The sequence below is a fragment of the Candidiatus Paracoxiella cheracis genome (assembly GCF_049348705.1).
Lineage (GTDB): Bacteria > Pseudomonadota > Gammaproteobacteria > Coxiellales > Coxiellaceae > Paracoxiella > Paracoxiella cheracis.
The window spans coordinates 1,949,176-1,968,610 of the sequence record NZ_CP186485.1 but is presented as its reverse complement, the minus strand read 5'-3'; the positions used below and the strand labels follow the sequence as shown (position 1 = coordinate 1,968,610).

The window sequence follows — 19,435 nt, the reverse complement described above, 5'->3', positions numbered from 1 at the left end:
GTCCTCGGGGTCTAAGCTCAAGACAGTACTTAAAGGCCCTCTCAACCGTTTGTAACATGCTCAGGTCGAACTGTTAAACGAAGTTCCCGAAACCTCTCAAAAACGGCAGGGTCTTTAGGCACCGGCAAAGGAGAGGCCTTAAACACCGCAACTCGTGCCGATCGATCCAGCGCAGCATTACCGCTACCATCTGCAATTTGCACACTCAAAACAACACCGCCGGGCGCAAGACGAATCAGCAATACGCATGACAAAGTTTTACTCGCACTCGCGGGTACAATCCATTGTTGTTGTATCGCTTGAATAATTTGCGCCTTGTATTGATCTAAAATCCCCTCCATTTGCGCAGCACGTACTTTCGCTAGCTGTTGTTGTTCCTGTTGTATCTGTTGCTGCATCAATTGTTGTTGCAATTGTTTTTGTTTTGCAGCCAGAGTCTTAGCGTGCTCTTGCATGGCCTTTTGTTTCGCTATTTTTTCGCGCTGTTGTTTCAATGCCAGTGCTTTAGCCTGCGCGATGCGCTGTTTTTTTAATTGCAGTTGCTCCGCTTTTAATTTTGCTACGCGACGTTGCTCTTCAATACGCCTACGCTGAGCTGCTAGCGCCTGCTCTTGTAATTGTTTCAATCGTGCTGTTTCTTTCGCTCGTTTTTCTTGTTCACGTTGTTTAATCGCTTTTATTTGTTGATCCACCTGCTGTGTGTTAATGGCAACAGCATTGACAATTTTAGTTTCATCATGGGCAACATGATTCATACGATACGTGTTGGTTTTCGGTAATTCAATAATGAGCGCAAGGAATAACAGGACATGCAATGTTATTGATATCCCTAAAGGTACACGATAACGTGGAGGCACTCTAAACATAGTGTTTATAGTTTGACATAATAGTTTTCACGGTCAAGTGTCGATTTAACGCATTAGCAGGCTCAAGCGATTTTATTTCATTTTGTCCTTGATAAGCAGTCAATCCATGTCTTCAAACGATAATCGATCGCCCTTATTAATAGAAGTTTTAGCCGTCTTACCAAGGATTATTTTATAGTATTTTGTTGGTAAACTAAATCCTGGCCTAATACATTTAATATTTTCTTTTGTAAACGTTTCACCCGACATTATATTTTTTGTTGGGTAAATACTGCGTCTAAAAATCATGTTTTGAAGTTCTGAGGATGCGCGTTTATCTTCACCTGTTCCGAGCGCTAGCCATGTTGTTTTAACAGCCTCACATATTGCTTTAAGCTCACTTGGCTCTGCTGAAAAAGCAGCGTCCACCCCACCTGCTGCTCGAGAAAGTGTAAAGTGCTTCTCGATAATTTTCGCTCCCATAGCAACGGAAGCTATCGGAATTGTGGCGCCTAGGGTATGGTCGGAAAGACCAACAACTACATTGAAGCGTTCTTTTAACGAGCGAATCATATTCAAATTATAGTCTTCGGGTTTTGCTGGGTATGCACTGATGCAATGTAGTAGTGCAATATCGCTGCACCCATTTGCTGTGATAACCGTTAAAGCCTCTTCGATCTCTTTAAAAGTTGCCATGCCCGTGGACAAGATGATGGGCTTTCTTTTGCTCGCCACGTAGGCTAATAGATTGTGGTCTGTAATTTCAAACGAGGCTATTTTATACAACGGTGTATTTAAACTTTCTAGAAAGTCTACTGCGGTTTCATCGAAAGGCGATGAGAAAATATCAAGTCCAAGTTCATGTGCCTTTTTGAAAAGATCTTCATGCCATTCCCAAGGGGTGGACGCCTCTTTGTAGAGGTCATAAAGCTTGTAACCTGCCCATGGCCCTGAATCGATCATAAAATCTGATGAGTCATGGTCGATCGTCAGGGTGTCGGCCGTATAGGTTTGCAGTTTTACTGCGCTTGCACCAGCGTCTTTTGCTGCCTCTATCAGAGATAGGGCATTGTCGATTCGGCCCTGATGATTGCCGGATAATTCGGCAATAACATAGGGCGAATTTTGTGTTAGTTTGTCAAAAAAAGTCATATTATAAAGGCCGTTTTGGAGCTTAATAACAGCCCCTCATTCTATCAGTTGATTCGCTGCTAATGAAGGATTTTACACCGAAGTGAACTTTGATACTCTATATGCTCAAACTTGTCTCAAAGCTAGGCATGAAGGTCCCATTGAATATGAACTTTGCTATCATTCCAGCACGCAGCGGCAGCAAGCGCCTTCCCAATAAGAATATTCGAGATTTCGAGGGTGCCCCTGTTATCACGTATTCTATTCGCACGGCCCTCAAATCAGGTCTGTTTGATAAAGTCATCGTCTCTACTGACTCAAAGGAGATAGCCGAGATCGCCAAGCAGCATGGCGCCGAAGCACCTTTCTTACGACCAGCGAGTTTAGCAGGTGACCATACGGGAACCATACCTGTCCTACACCATGCTGAAGAATGGTTAAAACACAACTGTGGAGAACTTTCTTTTGGGTGTTGTATCTATCCTGTAAACCCTCTTTTAAGCACCGATGCTCTTCAGCGTGGACATTCAGATTTGATTAAAGATAGTAAAAAAGACTTTGCCATTTCCGTTGTGCGTTACGGATATCCTGTGCAACGATCCTTTAAAATAAATCACGGGAATTTGGAGATGCTGTATCCAGAGAAGTTTTCCGCACGCAGCCAAGACCTAGAGCCAATTTATCACGATGCAGCACAATTCTACTGGTGGCGTGCTGGCAGCCTAACAGAAAACACAAACTTTTTTTCAGATAAAACCATCCCCATTGAAATACCCGAAATACGTGTTCAAGACGTTGATAACGAGCTAGACTGGCAGCTCATGACATTGAAGTATCGGCTACTGTGTTCTCAGATAACGTTGTAACGTTTGCTAAAATCTTCTCTAAACTTTCGCAAATAAAATCCTGATCTTCAAAGCTCAATTCAGGATGGAGAGGCAACGAAATTGCTGACTCATAATATTTTTCTGCATTTGGATAATTCCCCCAAGCAAAACCAAGCCGTTGATAGTAGGGTTGAGTGTGAATGGGAATATAATGCACGTTAACGCCTATTCCCTTTGATCGCAATGCAGTAAAAACTGTTTTCCGTATTTTTTTATCGACACCAATTGGAAATAAATGAAATGCACAAGCCTCTATATCACTTGAGTCTGGTAATATAATCGGAAGATTAACAAGCTTATTATAATAACGTTTAGCCAGCTCCTGTCGCTGCCTTACAAAAGCATCGAAGCGCTTCATTTGACTGAACCCTAAAGCGGCTTGTATGTCCGTGATGCGATAATTCAATCCCAATGCTATTTGCTCGTAGTACCATGGCCCATGAGATGGATTTTCCATTAATTCAGTATTTCGCGTCATCCCATGCGTGAGCAGACAGCGAATTTTCTCTGATAGCTCAGACTTATTGGTTAAGATCGCACCGCCTTCACCCGTAGTAATTACTTTAGCAGGGTGAAAACTAAAAACAGCAAGATCAGAGTATTCACAACATCCAACTTTTTTGCCGTTATAGGTACCACCAAGCGCATGACAAGCATCTTCAATTATTGAGAAACCAAATTCTTGAGATAACTCAAAAATACGCCTCATGTCACAAGATTTACCCGCAAAATGTACGGGGATAAGAACCTTTGGCAAGGTGTTATTTAATTTAGCGAGTCGCAACTTTTTTTCAAGCTCTAGCACACAGAGGTTACGCGTTATGGGGTCTATGTCGACAAAGTCAACGTCTGCTCCACAAAATCGTGCGCAGTTAGCTGAAGCAAGAAAACTATTCGGTGATGTCCATACAATATCACCCTTTGTGACACCGAGTGCCATGCAGGCCAAATGTAACGCGGCAGTGCCATTGCTAACAGCAACAGCATGTTGAGCACTACAATATTGCACAAGTCGATCTTCAAATGCCGTGATGGACGGCCCTTGTGTTAACCAGTCAGATCTCAGAACATCGATAACTGCATCAATATCATCAAGATTCAGTGACTGCTGGCTGTAGCGTATGTTCCTTGGTGGTTTTTTCATGTAGCAATTCTTGCATTTGAGAACTTGTTAGCCATTCGGTGTTCTTAACGCTCGAGTATGTAAAGCCATCTGCAACCATGGGATAATCTTGCAAGTGAGTGTAAGCTTCACTGTATATATATGGTTTAATCACGTAGCGATCAGACATTTCTACTGACTGAGCTGCCTCGTCAGCAGTTAATAACCACTCATGCAGTTTTTCTCCCGGACGAATGCCAATCGTCTCCAAGCCAATACTTGGCGCAATGGCTTTAGCTAAATCAACAATTCGCATGCTAGGAATTTTAGGGACAAAAATTTCACCGCCATGACTCTGTGTAAGACACGAGAGAACAAAATCAACAGATTGTGGTAGCGTAATCCAAAATCGCGTCATTCGCTCATCCGTAATAGGCAGTGATTTTGCACCATTTGCTAATAGCTTTTTAAATAATTTTACAACGCTACCTCGTGAACCAATAACGTTGCCGTAGCGAACAACAGAAAAACGTGTAGGATCTGTACCACGAATATTGTTACCCGCAATAAAAATTTTCTCAGCGGCAAGCTTACTTGCTCCGTAGAGATTAATAGGATTGACTGCTTTATCCGTAGAAAGGGCGAGCACGGTTTCGACTTTATTCATAAGCGCAGCCCTAACAATATTCTGTGCGCCAATCACATTTGTCTGTATGCATTCATAAGGATTGTATTCTGCAATCGGAACGTGCTTCAAAGCAGCCGCATGGATAACAATGTCCACATCACGAAGGGCCATTTCTAAACGATTATAGTCACGAACGTCTCCTATGAAATATCGAATAAATGGATACTCACGATCGGAGAAAACCTGAGACATTTCATACTGCTTCAGCTCATCGCGTGAGAAAATAATCAGTTTTTTGGGTTTATAATTTTCGATTACTTTTTTCACGAAGCATTGGCCAAACGAACCGGTGCCACCGGTGATTAGCAGACTTTTCCCTGTTAGGTCAGGATTCCAGGTCAGGAAGTTTTTGAGTAGCCCCATGTGGTATTAGCACCTATGACTTTGTTCTAAAGAGGAACATCCTACGAATAAACGTAATGTTATGTCAAGCTGTGGCTCAGTATTAATGCATAGGCCGGGTCCAGTTTGATAGGCTATTGCTGTGACAGCAGGATAAATTAATTATTAATATTCAATAGGTTACGATTTTTCTCTAGCCCACACCTTAATGAAAGTACCGATTTAATTGCTTATAGGCCTGTCGCAATACACCTGGTTCCAACTGCGTGCTAATCATATGGTGGCCATTAGGATAATTAATGGCGTAGTCACCACCCTCGTAAATTCGGGTTATTCGCTCTTTGGTAACCACTGCATAATCAGCATAACTCCCCGCAATTAAAAATGGTCGATCCCCTTTTTGGAATAGCGAATGCCCAACACTATAAGCAACCGCAGGACTCGTACAGCCTAATACTTCGGTCATTAAGGTCGGCACTATATCGTAATGAGTGGTGAAATAGTCGATTTTTTCTGGCTTCTTGCCCGGCCAATATACCAATAATGGAATATGCAACTGATAGGGCGTATAAGCACTTGCATGATCCCAGTAATTCATGCGCTGGTCATTCAATTGTTCGCCATGATCTGCCGTAATAATAACAATCGTATTTTTCAATAAATGATGCTGCTTCAAATCATCTAAAACTTTTTCCACTTCACCGTCAACAAAATACACTGCATTGTGATAACGATTTACGTACGGCATGCGGGGTGAATCCGGCGTTAATGAAAAACGCTCACAGGATTTTACTGCGGGGCCAAACGGTTTTTGATGCGGCGTTTGCGGTTGACAATAATTATGCGCAGCATCGTAAAAAAGAAAACTGAAAAAGGGTTTATTTTTATCACGCTTTACAAGAAATTTATCAAATTCTTTCGTTATTTGACGATCACGTGCAACAGATGTCGTCCCTTTCGTTCGCACAAGCAAATGCTTAACATCCAAAAAAATTGTTTTGTTAAATGCAGGGAAATTATTGGGGGCACTGGTAAAAATTCCAATCTGATAATTATTTTTTATAAACTGATTCATCAACACAGGGGTGTGACGTTGAGTAAGCACTGCTCGCCAATAATTAGCAGGAATACTGTAAAACATGGAAAAAAGACCTGGCTTTGTGCAATTCCCTCCGCTCCAATGATCTTGAAATTGTAATGTGTTTTGAGCAAACTCATAAATATGGGGCGTGATGGTTTTCGTCATTGAATCGTAACGCCACGTATCGATCCCAATAATCAATACATTTAATTTCTCTTTTGGAGCAATGCACTTTAACGGATGCAATGGATAATTTAATGGCTTATTCAATTGCCGAATTTGAAAAGTAACCTGTCCTTCGGGCGTTTGAATATGCCTAATACTAGAATCACCTGGCATAACCATGGCATAAATATCGTTATAATAGGGCACAATACGTGCCGCTTTTAAAATAACGTGGTTATCGCTAGGCTGCAACCAACGCTTGCTACCCAATGCGGTTGCCATGAACATCAACCCATACGATGTTATTAATAACACCGCAAAAACACCGGCAACCCTGTAACCTATTGATCCCGTATTTCGTTTTGCAATACGCCGCCAGACTAAAAAAGCAATAAAATATTCAATGATAAAAATCACAGCGATCATCACGAACAAGAAAATACGTTCAGGATACGACAGCGATAGCACTTCTGACATCGCTCCCGCTTTAAAAATAGTCCAGCCTACGCCAGCATAATGCATGTGATATAAACCATAGACCATGCTGTCGCCAATTAATCCAAACATTAAAACCGTAGAAAATAAAATGCCCAACGCAAAGGCAAGCCATCGTCTTGGATAAATCGAGATTGCAATTAAAATAAGAGCGCAACTCACAAAAAATAAGATGGCGAATTGAACGATGAACGATGCAAAGAAAAAAATCCAAGCTAGAATGACACTACCCGTTGTCACACCAATAACCTCATCAAAGTTAGGAATGATCCTTAAATAACTCATAATGATTAATAGGGAGTGCAGTGTGTTAACTAGGAAGAACCATCCAACCCAGCGGTAGAGCGCTCGCCTAGATTTCGTGAGATAGATATCCATATGATTTAATTCCCTTGAATGTATAACGTGCATTATCTTAAGCCAGGTGGCTGAAAAATGGAAGAGATTGCGAGAGAGTATATGATCAAGGGCACCTCTAGAAATTATTTTAAAAGCCATAAAACACTTTATTGGTTTCAGTTCCTCGCTAGCCGAACTTAGGGGCAAGCCAGAGTAGCAAAAAAATCCAGTGATTTTTTTGCCTAGCGAGCGCACAAACAAAGATATTTAGGCAGAGCTATCCGAGAACTCTTTCGTTGCGCCAAGGAGGGCAGGAATAAAGTTAAACAAGAGAATTCCAATTGCTTACTTATCGTGAATAGATTTCAAGAGGCGCACTCAACTTCTATTTAAAATAAAAATTTAATTGCTTAAAGGCACGCTCTAGCTGTTTTATATTCAGCGTTGCTCCAGGGATTGGCGAGCCACTAAAATTATCAACTGAATAATTTCCTTCTGGATAGATACGAGTAACGCGATTCCGATCGATAATCGCATAATCGATATAACTACCAGAAATCATAAAAGGATGTTGATGTTTGGTACGAATCGGAACTCCGACACTATAATCAGCAACTGAATTTGTGCACCCTAAGGCTTCCGTCATCAAAGTCGGCACAATGTCATAATGACTCGTAAAATGGTGATAAACATGCGGGCTTTGTCCTGGCCAATAAACCACCATGGGCGTATGAATTTGCCACGGCGTGTACGCAATTGCATGCCCCCAATAACCTTGATGACTTTCATTAAATTCTTCTCCATGATCGGCGGTAATGATCACAATGGTATTTTGCAATAAACCATGGGTTTTTAATGCATTGAGCACTTGACCAGCTAGAGCATCATCGAAATGTCCTGCATTTCGATAGCGATTTAAGTAAGGTATCGGATTGGTATGATTGCTCAACAGCAATCGATCACACACTTTAACTGCTGGTTGAAATGGTTTGGGATAGTTTGCTGAGGATTCACAGTAATTATGTGTTTCATCGTAAAATACGAAGCTAAAAAATGGTTTATCGGGATTAAGGTGATTCACAAAATGTTTAAACTCTTCCGTAATCGCTCGATCACGATCAAACGATTCTGCACCAGGCGTATTAATTTGCAAATTTTTCACTTCCCGAAACACCGTTTGATCAAATGCCGGATAATGCAGCGACGCACTTCGAAATATACCCATTTGATAATGATCTTTTAGCAATTGATGAATCAAAACTGGCCCGCGATGTTGATCCAACACAGCCGTCCAATAATTTGCTGGAATGCTATAAAACAAAGAGAAAATTCCCGGCCGCGTGCAATTGCCGCCACTTAAATTATCCGTAAAAATCCAAGATTTTTTTGCAAATTTATAAATATTTGGCGTGACCTTGGAATTTAACATATCAAAGCGCCATGCATCTAACGCAATGATGACTATGTTATAAGGTTTTTTAGGTGCCACACATTGCAACGGACGCAGTGGATAATGCAATGGCTTATTGATCTGTGCATTTTGCACAAAATAACCGTTATCGCGCGTTTCTAATTTAATACCCGTTTCTTTGCCAGGCAGTAACATTCCTAATACAGAGTCGTAATATGGAATGACTTGCGCCTCCATCACCAAAACATGCTCGTTACTTTGTATGCGGGCATTTGCGCTAACAGCCGCGCTGCTGCTTAACGTCAATGTATATGAAATAAATAAGACTACACCTAAAACCAACCCCACCAACCATCCATGTCGTTTGGGTTTGCGTTGAAACCACCGCCAAACTAACAATGCCAGTCCAAACTCGACAAGCAATAAAAGCACTAAAATTGCCGCAGCGGATGCATATTCAACCCAAGACAACACCAAAACCTGGGTAGCCACTCCCGCTTGAATGATGTGCCAAACGACTCCTGCCAAGTGATAATGATAAAGGTGGTAGACGATGCTATCGACGATAAGAAATAAGGCTGTGCTCGACGCTAAGACGATACCCACCAGCATGGCGAACCATCGACGCGGATAACATAAAATCAAAATCACAGCGATCAGACACGTCATGAAGGAAAATACGGCAGACTGACCCAACAATCCCGCAATCATGAAAACCCAGCCGAGAACAATGCCTCGTGTAGTCATCAATGGGATCGCGCTGAAATTTGGCATAAATAACAGATAGTTAATGCCTATGCAGAAATACAAGGCCGTGTTGGCAACGAAGAACCAACCCGCCCAGCGGCACAAGAAGCGCCTGGATTTTTCGAAATCACTCATAGCGGTTAAGAATAGCCCAGAAACCTTAAGAAAATATTAAGAATCTCCGGCGGGATTCGTAAAAACTTATGATTACGGCATGAGTTAGCAAGCTTTAAATTTCGCTTAAAGGCGTTAGAAGCTAAAGTTGCTGAAGAAGGAAGTTCTTAGTGAAGCACAAGTTGCCGCGCTTGAAAAAAAGAAGTATGACGATGAAGCCCGTGGGGAGATTGAAACAGTCCATCCGGGAGATTTAGGCTCTCAGGATACCTTTTATGTGGGCACATTCAAGGGTGCGGGACGAGGAATGCTCATAAAACTCTTTAGCTGAGTTACTCATGCAACAAGGCTCCTTATGTATAAAATTTAGTCAGGATAAGTGTGAAAAATCGCCATTTTAGCGCGACGAAAATTTTGAGTCCACCGTGCAAGCCATTGAAATATTAACTTCCGTAATTTGATGCGTCAGGGTAGGACAGCTCCTCATTTTGGATTATGAAGTGTCCGGAAATTCGGGTCTACATCAAAATGCATAGCCAAGATTAAAAACAAGTGGCACAGCAATGCCAGGATTTTGCGAAAATAAGTTTCCATTGGAGTAATGTATAATCCTTACTTCAATGTTGAAACGTCGTGATTTTCCTAGAAATGCTCCGATCCCCATATAGTCTTGGAAAGTAAAATTTTTCCCCGTGTTGATAGTGTCTAAATTTTTCTGCGTAAGATAAGCAGGGCCAGCCAAAGAGTAATCGAAATAAAAATCCATTATTTTGGTTCTCAATAGCCAAAATCTAAAAATAGGGAATATCGAGACTGCACTAAAACTTTCATTCTTTAAGCTGCTTGTCCAATAGGAATAGCTCGCACCCCATCCTAATGAAAAATATTTGGCCGTATGGAAAATATTTTTTTGATAACTAGCCGTAAAACCCTGTTTCACACGAACGGCACCGGCCCAGAAAACATGTAATTTTTTCCCAAAAAGGTTATTTGCCCCAAAACCAACTTTGTCTGTTGAATAGCCAACTTGTATAAGTCGGTCTGGGAAGAAATATCCAGAAAGGGCGTTATTTTCCACAGTTCTTGGAGACAATGGCGATAATAAATACTGTATGCCCGCGCCAAGAAAAAGTGTATGCGGTTGTCTATAATGATGACTACCCGGAGAATAAATAAGCCCAGCATTAGCTGACCAATGTCGGCTTATACGATATTGTAGCCCTGCTCCTAACATAGCCGTTATATAGTGTGCATCAGGTAGTACAGACGTATTTCCGATAGTAATGCCATGCCGAGAAACAATGCCAACTCCTCCTTCACCATATATAGATAATCGCTTTGTAATAGGCGCGCTTGGTTTTAATGTAATTCCAAATAAACTGATCCAAACACTATGACTCTTTTTATCACCATTGAGATCGTTATACCTAACCCAATAAAAAGGTCGCATCAAACTTATTTGTGCTGCTAAATAACGATTAAATTGGTGACCTAAAATTGCGCGTACCGCTGCGTGTGGGATTTTTATTTCTAAAGCCTGGTAACCAGGGATTAATTTTTGATTAGTAAAAGGGTAGCCCACGCTGCCAAGCTGCAACCCAAAGTAGGCATTTTGTAACAGCTTCGGAAATTGTGTTTTTGCTTCTGTGGCATAACTGAATGTTGGCAGCAATGTAATTAAAGCGCCTATTAATATAGTTCCACGCATAATGTTCCTTACACACAAATAAAGTCAAGTCTTTTAAAGCATCTCTCAACACAAGCGTGTCGCGATGCTCGTGATAGATTATTGCCATCCCTGTCAATAATCGACTCGCAATACGCGACAACTTAAATAGCCGCGGACGTCCTCGTCGCCCGCGCTCCGCGACCTCACGGCTCGACTACGCACGGGCTCTCAAATGACTTGACGGCTCGTAAAGATTTTTTGCAGTCGCTTACGCTCGGCAAAAAATCCGAGCCTACCGCGGAATACGCGCCTTCGCTTCGCTCTCCATGGCGCGCATCGGTGGTGCGCGGCTACTTAAAGGAGCCTCTACAAGCGTGTCGCGATGCTCCATGCCGTGCATCGGCTCATACTTACAAAAAATTATTAAACCTTTCTGAAAAAAAATAAAACTCCAGGGTATATTACTGTATAAATTCTGAATGATCTCTGATAGAGGTGCGGCCGGTATCCTGGTTAAAAAGGACCAAATCTCAAATATTGGCTAGTTCATACTCAATCTCAATAGTATTTCTGCCCACATTAGGCGTAAAAACGCCAAAATGATTCAGAAGATCGCGCCAGTAGGGTGAAAATCCAGCTAACACCTCATCTGGTATCTCCATGCCATCTTGTCTAAGTTTGTTAACCGCCTTTGTCTGATGAACTACTGTGTGAAAGATCATGTAGTAGCTCACACTTAATCTGACAGTTTCTAGTTTTGACGAAGTGACTGTCAGTTAAAGCTTAATCAAAAAACTTTTCCTTCCAGATTTGTTTGCCATCAATTAACGTATCGATGGGTGTTCGCCCACAGCCCATTGCACCATCTGCTTTCTTATTCGCCGTTGTCGAAGTTTTTTTCAAGGGCTTCCTTGAGAATCTCAGTGCCCATCTTAGAGTCTGCATACATGCGTTTTAATCGCTTGTTTTCCCGTTCAAGCTCACGCAGCCGTTTTAACATCGATAGTTCCATGCCGCTGTATTTCGCTTTCCACTTATAAAAAGTTGCTTGTCTAATACCATACTGACGACACACCTCAATCGCCGATAAGCCATTTTCCGCATCTTTTAAAATTTTAAATATTTGTGACTCATTAAATCTCGATTTTTTCATAGTAAAGATACTATCTCAGAAATCTCTACTTTTGACTGGACTTAGTTTACGGGAGGATTACCATTAGAGGTTGAGGCAGCATTGGAAAAAATGAGGATCAGTCTTGACAACGACCAAGAAAGCTATCCAGAAACTCCTATGCTGACGTACTAACTGACGAGAGATGCGTTGCAGGAATCAATCCTCGAGCAGCCAATTTCTCCATTAGCTCTTGCTGAGGAATTTCAATCACTTCACCGGTTCGTCGGGATTTATATTCAATCACACCTTTATCCAAACCACGCTCACCCACAACTAAACGATGCGGAATGCCGATTAAATCCATATCCGCGAACATCACACCCGGGCGCTCTTTTCGATCATCAAATAATACATCATAACCCGCTTCGGTTAGCTCTTTATATATTTGCTCTGCGGCTTCGCGTACGCGATACGACTTGTGCATTTGCATCGGTACTAGTGCGATCATAAACGGTGCCATTGAGTCTGGCCAAATGATTCCATTGTCATCGTGATTTTGTTCGATAGCTGCTGCGACAATGCGTGACACACCAATACCATAACAACCCATTTGTAAAAAAACATTTTTTCCAGTTTCATCTAGTACCGATGCATTCATTTTTCGGCTGTATTTATCACCCAATTGAAACACTTGCCCAACTTCTATGCCTCGTGTAAATTTTAAGGGTCCTTTTCCATCAGGACTCACATCACCTTCCACCACATTACGAATGTCGGCAATTTTTTCGAGCTTTACATCACGTTCCCAGTTTACATTAATATAATGAAATCCCTCTTCGTTAGCACCACATGCAAAATCTGCTAAATGTGCCGCTTGAGGATCAACAATGCATGGAATGTTTAAATTAACTGGACCCAACGAACCAGGGCCACATCCAATGACTTTTTTAATTTCGCTATCTTCTGCAAATTGAACGGGCGAGGCAACGTCTGGTAAATTTCCCACTTTTATTAAGTTTAATTCGTGATCGCCTCGTAAAATCAATGCCACATAAGGTGATTCCTCACCTTTTACAATTAATGTTTTTACACCCTCTTTTTCTGACACGCTATGTCTGTTTTTTAGGTCTTGAATTGTACGCACATCAGGCGTCGCAATTTTTTTCAGGGGTGCTGATGGTTTGGGACGCTTTCCTTGAGGCGTTTGCGCTTCTGCTTTTTCTATATTTGCGGCATAATCGCTCTCATCACAATACACAACGACATCTTCACCTACATCTGCTAGCACCTGAAATTCATGCGAGTAATCACCACCAATGGCACCAGTATCCGCTAACACGGGTCGAAAACGTAAACCTAAGCGCGTGAAAATTCGTACATAGGCATCATACATTTTTTGATAGGCTACATTCATACCTTCTTGATCGAGGTCAAATGAATAGGCATCCTTCATAATAAATTCACGCGATCGCATCACACCAAATCGCGGGCGAATTTCGTCACGGAATTTTGTTTGAATCTGATATAAATTTATGGGAAGCTGTTTATAGCTCCGCAACTCTTGGCGCGCAATATCGGTAATCACTTCTTCGTGTGTGGGACCTAAACAAAAGTGATTTTCATGGCGATCCACAAACCTTAACAGCTCAGTTCCATAAAACTCCCATCGCTGTGATTCTTGCCAAAGTTCAGCGGGTTGAACCACTGGCATTAATAATTCTAATGCACCACTGCGATTCATTTCCTCACGAACGATTGCTTCAATTTTTTGTAAAACACGAAGCCCGAGTGGCAACCAACTATACAATCCGCTAGCAAGTTTGCGCAACATCCCAGAACGTAACATCAGACGATGACTTGCCAGCGTTGCATCTGATGGGACTTCTTTTACAGTGGCTAATAAAAATTTTGAGATCTTCATAGTGGAGCAAGTGTATCAAATTCGTTTGATTGATTGCATCATTTTTCAAGGGATGTGTCACATTTGCATTAACTTTTACATGTAACTGTTTTTTTATAAAAAATTGGATGAGTTAGTGCAAACACGGCACACACATTTGAACACGGCGTACAAACTTGTACTAGTACAAGTTTGGCGCTATCTTTCAGCAAGTATGTACCGTATTTGCATAAATTTCGATAAAAATTATAATAGAAAACAATAAGTTGCAAAAGTTAATGCAAATCTGACACCATCTTTTCAATTGACAAGAATGGGCGATCGGGCGTAGGATGAAATTACGGAATCAACCGACATTAATCATTGCGAAGCAAAGACCCCTGAACAATGCTGGCTCCTGTAAATGGTCTAGCTAGAAAAAGAAAACCCCGCTATAGGCGGGGTTTTCTTTTATGAGGTGTGCAAAAAGAAGGCGTTTTACATGCCCATGCCACCCATTCCGCCCATGCCACCCATATCACCAGCAGGCATTGGCTCTTCTTTCTTAGGTGCTTCCGTCACCATGCATTCCGTTGTAATCATCAAGCCAGCGATTGAAGCTGCATTTTGCAACGCCGTACGCGTGACCTTAGTTGGATCAAGAATACCCATGGCAACCATGTCACCATACTCACCAGAAGCCGCATTGTAACCATAATTAACATCTTTATGGCTTTTAACGTTAGAAAGCACCACAGCAGGCTCTTCACCGGCATTCGAAACGATCTGACGTAGAGGCGCCTCCATCGCACGAATGGTGATTTCAACACCAACGCGTTGATCTTCATTGCTAACTTTAAGATCACGAATCGCATTCAAGGCACGAATCAAGGCAACACCACCGCCAGGCACGATGCCTTCTTCAACGGCAGCGCGCGTTGCATGAAGCGCATCTTCAACACGTGCTTTCTTTTCTTTCATTTCAACTTCAGTAGCAGCACCAACTTTAATCACCGCTACACCACCAGCTAACTTAGCCAAGCGTTCTTGAAGTTTTTCACGATCGTAATCCGAAGAGCTAGCTTCCACTTCAGCGCGAATTTGACCGATGCGATTTTTGATGTCACCCGCATCACCCGCACCATCGATAATGGTTGTGTCTTCTTTGGTAACAACAACGCGCTTCGCAGAACCAAGGTCATCGATCGTCGCTTGTTCTAACGATAAACCCACTTCTTCAGAAATAACTTTTCCACCCGTTAAAATAGCAATATCTTGCAACATCGCTTTTCTGCGATCACCAAAACCAGGTGCCTTTACAGCAGCAACTTTAACCACACCGCGAATGTTATTGACCACAAGAGTCGCTAACGCTTCACCTTCCACATCTTCAGCAATCACCAATAAAGGTCTGCCAGATTTTGCAACACCTTCTAACAACGGAATTAACTCACGAATATTAGAAATTTTCTTGTCGACCAACAATATATAAGGCGATTCAAGTTCGGCAGTCATGTTTTGTTGGTTGTTGATGAAGTAAGGAGACAGATAACCGCGATCAAACTGCATACCTTCAACCACATCGAGTTGATTCTCAAGGCCAGAACCATCTTCAACGGTGATGACACCTTCTTTACCCACTTTAGCCATCGCTTCAGCGATAATATTACCAATCGCTTCATCCGAGTTGGCCGAAATCGTGCCCACCTGTGCAATAGCTTTGTCATCGGCACAAGGTTTAGAAATCTCTTTTAACTTAATAACGGCAGCGGCAACCGCTTTATCGATACCGCGCTTAAGATCCATAGGATTCATACCAGCAGTGACTGCTTTAATGCCTTCATACAAAATAGCTTGAGCCAGCACAGTCGCAGTAGTTGTACCATCACCTGCGTCATCCGACGTACGTGAGGCAACTTCTTTAACCATTTGCGCGCCCATATTTTCAAATCGGTCTTCCAACTCGATTTCTTTGGCGACACTCACACCATCCTTAGTGATGGTTGGCGCACCAAATGATTTATCCAATACGACGTTGCGACCTTTGGGACCCAACGTCACTTTAACCGCATTCGCTAAGATATCGACACCTCGATTGAGGGCATGTAACGACTCTTGCGAGAACTTCAAAACTTTTGCTGCCATTTTAGTACCTCTTCTTGTTATCCATTTTAATTATTCAATGACGCCCATGATGTCATCTTCGCGCATCACAACATATTCTTCACCAGCAATTTTAACTTCAGTGCCGGCATATTTGCCGAATAGAATCTTCTCACCAACCTTAACGGCCAATGGGATGACTTCACCGTTGTCTAGCATTTTACCAGCACCAATCGCGACAACTTCGCCACGGGAAGGCTTCTCAGTTGCAGTATCTGGAATAACGATCCCACCCGCAGAGGTGCGCTCTTCTTCCAGACGACGAATGACTACTCGGTCATGTAAAGGACGTATATTCATACTCGTAACCTCTCCTTATAGATTTAAAGACGATCGATTTTCACGCCGTATTTATTTAGCGCATCTAAAAATGGTCTATTCAATGAGGGTTTGCAGAGGCTCACCAGCCAAAAACCCAATGATGACCGCCAATGATTAGACATATAGGGGCATATGTCAAGATTTCAAGTCCCGAGATTAGGGATTCAGGATTAGGATATGGTATTCTCAGCATCGTTAAATAGTTAACACTTGAACGGAGAAATCTATGTCAGATTCATTCAAATCGCGCGACCAATTGACCGTCAACAATCAGACGGTTCATTACTACAGTTTACCAGCCGCCGAAAAGGCAGGTCTGAAGAATATTAGCCGACTCCCTTTTTCACTCAAGGTGTTACTCGAAAACCAACTGCGCTATGAAGACAGCCAGTCAGTCACAAAAAACGATATAGAGGCCTTCTCAACTTGGCTCGACAATAAAAAATCTACGCGCGAAATTGCCTATCGACCTGCACGCGTGCTGATGCAAGATTTTACGGGTGTGCCCGCTGTCGTTGATTTAGCCGCTATGCGCGATGCTATGCTCAAATTAAAAGGTGATCCACAAAAAATTAATCCACTCTGCCCAGTTGATTTGATCATTGACCACTCCGTGCAAGTCGATGAATTCGGCACAGAGAATGCCTTTACCGATAATGTTCGCATCGAAATGCAGCGCAACCTTGAACGTTATACTTTTTTAAAATGGGGACAAAAATCTTTAAATAACTTTAGCGTGGTGCCACCAGGCACAGGTATTTGCCACCAAGTCAATTTGGAATACCTGGGCAAGGGTGTTCAGTCTAGAGAAATAAATAACGAAATAGTCGCGTATCCCGACACATTAGTCGGCACGGACAGTCACACTACCATGATTAATGGCTTGGGCGTGTTAGGTTGGGGTGTCGGCGGCATCGAAGCAGAAGCTGCATTATTAGGCCAACCGGTTTCGATGTTAATTCCTGAGGTAATCGGTTTTCGCCTCGAAGGAAAATTACGCGAAGGCATTACGGCTACTGATTTAGTATTAACGGTGACGCAGATGCTGCGTGAAAAAGGTGTTGTTGGGAAATTTGTAGAATATTATGGTCCTGGTCTTAAAGATTTGCCTGTTGCAGATCGCGCGACGATAGCAAACATGGCTCCGGAATACGGTGCAACGTGTGGATTATTCCCGATCGATGAAGAAACCATCAAATACATGAAATTATCCGGTCGCGACGAAAAGACCCTCGAGCTTGTAAAAGCCTACACTAAGGCACAAGGTATGTGGCATGATGAAAATAGACCAGAACCTATTTTTACCGACACACTGAAACTCGATTTATCAACTGTTGAACCGAGTTTGGCAGGACCAAAGCGCCCGCAAGACCGCGTGCCATTATCAAAGTTACGTTCTGTTACTGAAAATGTTATTACCGCAGCCGAACGTGCAGATGAACTCGATGAGGCTTTTAGCAGTTCCGGTGATTTTGATTTACATCACGGCGATATTGTTATTGCTGCAATTACGAGTTGTACCAATACATCCAATCCGAGCGTCATGTTGGCGGCTGGATTATTAGCGAAAAAAGCGGTTGAAAAAGGGTTGAAAACCAAGCCGTGGGTAAAAACATCATTGGCACCCGGATCTAAAGTTGTTACAGATTATTTAGACAAAACGGGATTAATGAAATATCTCGATGAACTCGGATTTTATTTAGCAGGTTATGGTTGCACCACCTGTATTGGTAATTCTGGTCCATTGCCAGAAGCCGTTGCAAAGACAGTAACAGAGAAAGATCTTATTGCTTGCGCTGTTTTATCTGGGAATCGTAATTTTGAGGGGCGCATCCATCCTTTAGTGAAAGCGAATTGGTTGGCCTCACCACCATTGGTTGTCGCATTTGCTCTTGCGGGCACAACGCGAATCGATTTAAGCAAGCAACCGCTTGGTGAAAATGCGCAAGGCGAGCCCGTTTTTCTAAAAGATATTTGGCCTTCTCACACGGAAATCGAAGCAGCGGTATCGCAAGTTAATGAAGATATGTTTCGTAAAGAATACGCCGAAGTCTTTAAAGGCGATGAAAAATGGAAGGCGATCGATGTTTCTGCAGGAAATACTTACGAATGGCAGTCAACATCCACTTACATTCAAAACCCACCCTTTTTTGAAAACATGGGCATTAAACCAGAACCTATTAAAAATATTAACGGTGCGCGCATGTTGGCATTATTAGGCGATAGTGTTACGACAGATCATATTTCCCCAGCCGGTGCCATTAAACCCAATAGCCCAGCGGGTGAGTATTTAACTTCTCATGGTATCGAAATTAAAGATTTTAATTCGTACGGTTCTCGTCGCGGTAATCACGAGGTCATGATGCGCGGCACTTTTGCGAATATTCGTATTCGCAATGAGATGGTTCCGGGCGTTGAAGGCGGATTTACAAAACACTATCCCGATGGCGAACAGCTTTCTATTTACGATGCAGCGATGAAATATAAGTCCGACAATATTCCTTTGGTTGTTGTCGCGGGTAAAGAATATGGCACCGGTTCTTCACGTGATTGGGCAGCAAAAGGTCCACGATTGTTGGGTGTTAAAGCTGCCGTTGCCGAAAGTTTTGAACGCATTCACCGTTCTAATTTAATCGGCATGGGTGTGCTGCCTTTAGAATTTAAAGACGGCATGAATCGTAAAACATTAAAACTCGACGGTACTGAAACGATGGACATTATTGGTTTGGATGATTCGTTAAAGCCGGGCGCTGATGTAACAATGATTATTCATCGCAGTGATAATTCACAAGACAAAGTGACACTGCGTTGTCGCATCGACACAGAAAACGAGCTTGAATATTACCGTCATGGTGGGATTTTGCAGTACGTTTTGAGAAATATGTTAAATTAATTTTGCCTTAGGCTTTGTTGCCTAACTAAAACATGAACAATCTATGTAA

General features: G+C 42.3%; 14 protein-coding genes and 1 pseudogene. 4 read left to right on the top strand and 11 right to left on the bottom strand.

Annotation, left to right across the window (positions count from 1 at the left end; translation table 11 throughout):
* Positions 1 to 41: 41 nt before the first annotated feature.
* Positions 42 to 866 carry a cell envelope integrity protein TolA gene (gene tolA / locus ACJMKR_RS10345; RefSeq protein WP_423062986.1) on the bottom strand — a complete coding sequence of 275 codons (825 nt, stop codon included), beginning with the start codon at positions 864 to 866 and terminating at the stop codon, positions 42 to 44.
* Positions 867 to 965: 99 nt separating this feature from the next.
* Complete coding sequence (gene pseI / locus ACJMKR_RS10340) at positions 966 to 1,997, bottom strand: pseudaminic acid synthase (RefSeq protein ID WP_423062985.1); 1,032 nt, start codon at positions 1,995 to 1,997, stop codon at positions 966 to 968.
* Positions 1,998 to 2,143: 146 nt separating this feature from the next.
* On the opposite strand from pseI, the gene pseF reads away from it, so the two are divergent.
* Positions 2,144 to 2,842, top strand: a complete 699-nt coding sequence (gene pseF, locus ACJMKR_RS10335) for a pseudaminic acid cytidylyltransferase (RefSeq protein WP_423062984.1) — start codon at positions 2,144 to 2,146, stop codon at positions 2,840 to 2,842.
* Here the strand turns inward: pseF and pseC are convergent.
* From pseC to ACJMKR_RS10315, 4 genes are all read right to left on the bottom strand, one after another.
* The gene (pseC, locus tag ACJMKR_RS10330) at positions 2,796 to 4,007 is read right to left on the bottom strand and encodes a UDP-4-amino-4,6-dideoxy-N-acetyl-beta-L-altrosamine transaminase (RefSeq protein ID WP_423062983.1); all 1,212 of its coding nucleotides are present in this window, start codon (positions 4,005 to 4,007) and stop codon (positions 2,796 to 2,798) included. The two genes, pseF and pseC, sit on opposite strands and share 47 nt — an antisense overlap.
* A complete protein-coding gene (pseB, locus tag ACJMKR_RS10325) occupies positions 3,955 to 5,016 on the bottom strand; it encodes a UDP-N-acetylglucosamine 4,6-dehydratase (inverting) (protein ID WP_423062982.1) in 1,062 nt (353 codons plus the stop codon). The genes pseC and pseB overlap by 53 nt, the downstream gene beginning before the upstream one ends.
* Before the next feature lie 184 nt (positions 5,017 to 5,200).
* Positions 5,201 to 7,114, bottom strand: a complete 1,914-nt coding sequence (locus tag ACJMKR_RS10320; protein ID WP_423062981.1) for a DUF3413 domain-containing protein — start codon at positions 7,112 to 7,114, stop codon at positions 5,201 to 5,203.
* Between the two features lie 346 nt (positions 7,115 to 7,460).
* Positions 7,461 to 9,368 carry a DUF3413 domain-containing protein gene (locus ACJMKR_RS10315; protein ID WP_423062980.1) on the bottom strand — a complete coding sequence of 636 codons (1,908 nt, stop codon included), beginning with the start codon at positions 9,366 to 9,368 and terminating at the stop codon, positions 7,461 to 7,463.
* A gap of 72 nt (positions 9,369 to 9,440) precedes the next feature.
* Between ACJMKR_RS10315 and ACJMKR_RS10310 the strand changes: the two are divergent.
* Positions 9,441 to 9,651 (top strand): annotated as a pseudogene (locus tag ACJMKR_RS10310) (IS481 family transposase); the annotation flags it as partial.
* 219 nt (positions 9,652 to 9,870) lie between these two features.
* Here ACJMKR_RS10310 and ACJMKR_RS10305 read toward each other — a convergent pair.
* Positions 9,871 to 11,055, bottom strand: a complete 1,185-nt coding sequence (locus tag ACJMKR_RS10305; RefSeq protein WP_423062979.1) for an acyloxyacyl hydrolase — start codon at positions 11,053 to 11,055, stop codon at positions 9,871 to 9,873.
* A gap of 198 nt (positions 11,056 to 11,253) precedes the next feature.
* Between ACJMKR_RS10305 and ACJMKR_RS10300 the strand changes: the two genes are divergently transcribed.
* On the top strand, positions 11,254 to 11,463 hold the full coding sequence (locus ACJMKR_RS10300; RefSeq protein ID WP_423062978.1) for a hypothetical protein: 210 nt from the start codon (positions 11,254 to 11,256) through the stop codon (positions 11,461 to 11,463).
* Between the two features lie 427 nt (positions 11,464 to 11,890).
* Here ACJMKR_RS10300 and ACJMKR_RS10295 read toward each other — a convergent pair whose 3' ends face one another.
* The 4 genes from ACJMKR_RS10295 to groES all read right to left on the bottom strand — a co-directional run bounded on the left by ACJMKR_RS10295 (position 11,891) and on the right by groES (position 16,472).
* A complete protein-coding gene (locus tag ACJMKR_RS10295; protein WP_423062977.1) occupies positions 11,891 to 12,169 on the bottom strand; it encodes a transposase in 279 nt (92 codons plus the stop codon).
* A 136-nt stretch (positions 12,170 to 12,305) separates the two neighbouring features.
* Entirely contained in the window at positions 12,306 to 14,051 is a 1,746-nt protein-coding gene (locus tag ACJMKR_RS10290; RefSeq protein WP_423062976.1) for a proline--tRNA ligase, read from the bottom strand.
* Between the two features lie 456 nt (positions 14,052 to 14,507).
* A complete protein-coding gene (groL, locus tag ACJMKR_RS10285) occupies positions 14,508 to 16,154 on the bottom strand; it encodes a chaperonin GroEL (protein WP_423062975.1) in 1,647 nt (548 codons plus the stop codon).
* Positions 16,155 to 16,184: 30 nt separating this feature from the next.
* Complete coding sequence (gene groES, locus ACJMKR_RS10280; RefSeq protein WP_423062974.1) at positions 16,185 to 16,472, bottom strand: co-chaperone GroES; 288 nt, start codon at positions 16,470 to 16,472, stop codon at positions 16,185 to 16,187.
* A gap of 247 nt (positions 16,473 to 16,719) precedes the next feature.
* Here groES and acnA point away from each other — a divergent pair, with 247 nt between their 5' ends.
* Positions 16,720 to 19,386, top strand: a complete 2,667-nt coding sequence (acnA, locus tag ACJMKR_RS10275; RefSeq protein ID WP_423062973.1) for an aconitate hydratase AcnA — start codon at positions 16,720 to 16,722, stop codon at positions 19,384 to 19,386.
* The last annotated feature ends 49 nt before the right edge of the window (positions 19,387 to 19,435 follow it).

Excerpts from the sequence above, each read along its gene's own strand:
- groL (WP_423062975.1), bottom strand. The coding sequence starts at position 16,154 with ATGGCAGCAAAAGTTTTGAAGTTCTCGCAAGAGTCGTTACATGCCCTC.
- groES (WP_423062974.1), bottom strand. The coding sequence starts at position 16,472 with ATGAATATACGTCCTTTACATGACCGAGTAGTCATTCGTCGTCTGGAA.
- pseB (WP_423062982.1), bottom strand. The coding sequence starts at position 5,016 with ATGGGGCTACTCAAAAACTTCCTGACCTGGAATCCTGACCTAACAGGG.
- ACJMKR_RS10315 (WP_423062980.1), bottom strand. The coding sequence starts at position 9,368 with ATGAGTGATTTCGAAAAATCCAGGCGCTTCTTGTGCCGCTGGGCGGGT.
- pseF (WP_423062984.1), top strand. The coding sequence starts at position 2,144 with ATGAACTTTGCTATCATTCCAGCACGCAGCGGCAGCAAGCGCCTTCCC.
- pseI (WP_423062985.1), bottom strand. The coding sequence starts at position 1,997 with ATGACTTTTTTTGACAAACTAACACAAAATTCGCCCTATGTTATTGCC.
- pseC (WP_423062983.1), bottom strand. The coding sequence starts at position 4,007 with ATGAAAAAACCACCAAGGAACATACGCTACAGCCAGCAGTCACTGAAT.
- ACJMKR_RS10305 (WP_423062979.1), bottom strand. The coding sequence starts at position 11,055 with ATGCGTGGAACTATATTAATAGGCGCTTTAATTACATTGCTGCCAACA.
- acnA (WP_423062973.1), top strand. The coding sequence starts at position 16,720 with ATGTCAGATTCATTCAAATCGCGCGACCAATTGACCGTCAACAATCAG.
- ACJMKR_RS10320 (WP_423062981.1), bottom strand. The coding sequence starts at position 7,114 with ATGGATATCTATCTCACGAAATCTAGGCGAGCGCTCTACCGCTGGGTT.
- tolA (WP_423062986.1), bottom strand. The coding sequence starts at position 866 with ATGTTTAGAGTGCCTCCACGTTATCGTGTACCTTTAGGGATATCAATA.
- ACJMKR_RS10290 (WP_423062976.1), bottom strand. The coding sequence starts at position 14,051 with ATGAAGATCTCAAAATTTTTATTAGCCACTGTAAAAGAAGTCCCATCA.
- ACJMKR_RS10295 (WP_423062977.1), bottom strand. The coding sequence starts at position 12,169 with ATGAAAAAATCGAGATTTAATGAGTCACAAATATTTAAAATTTTAAAA.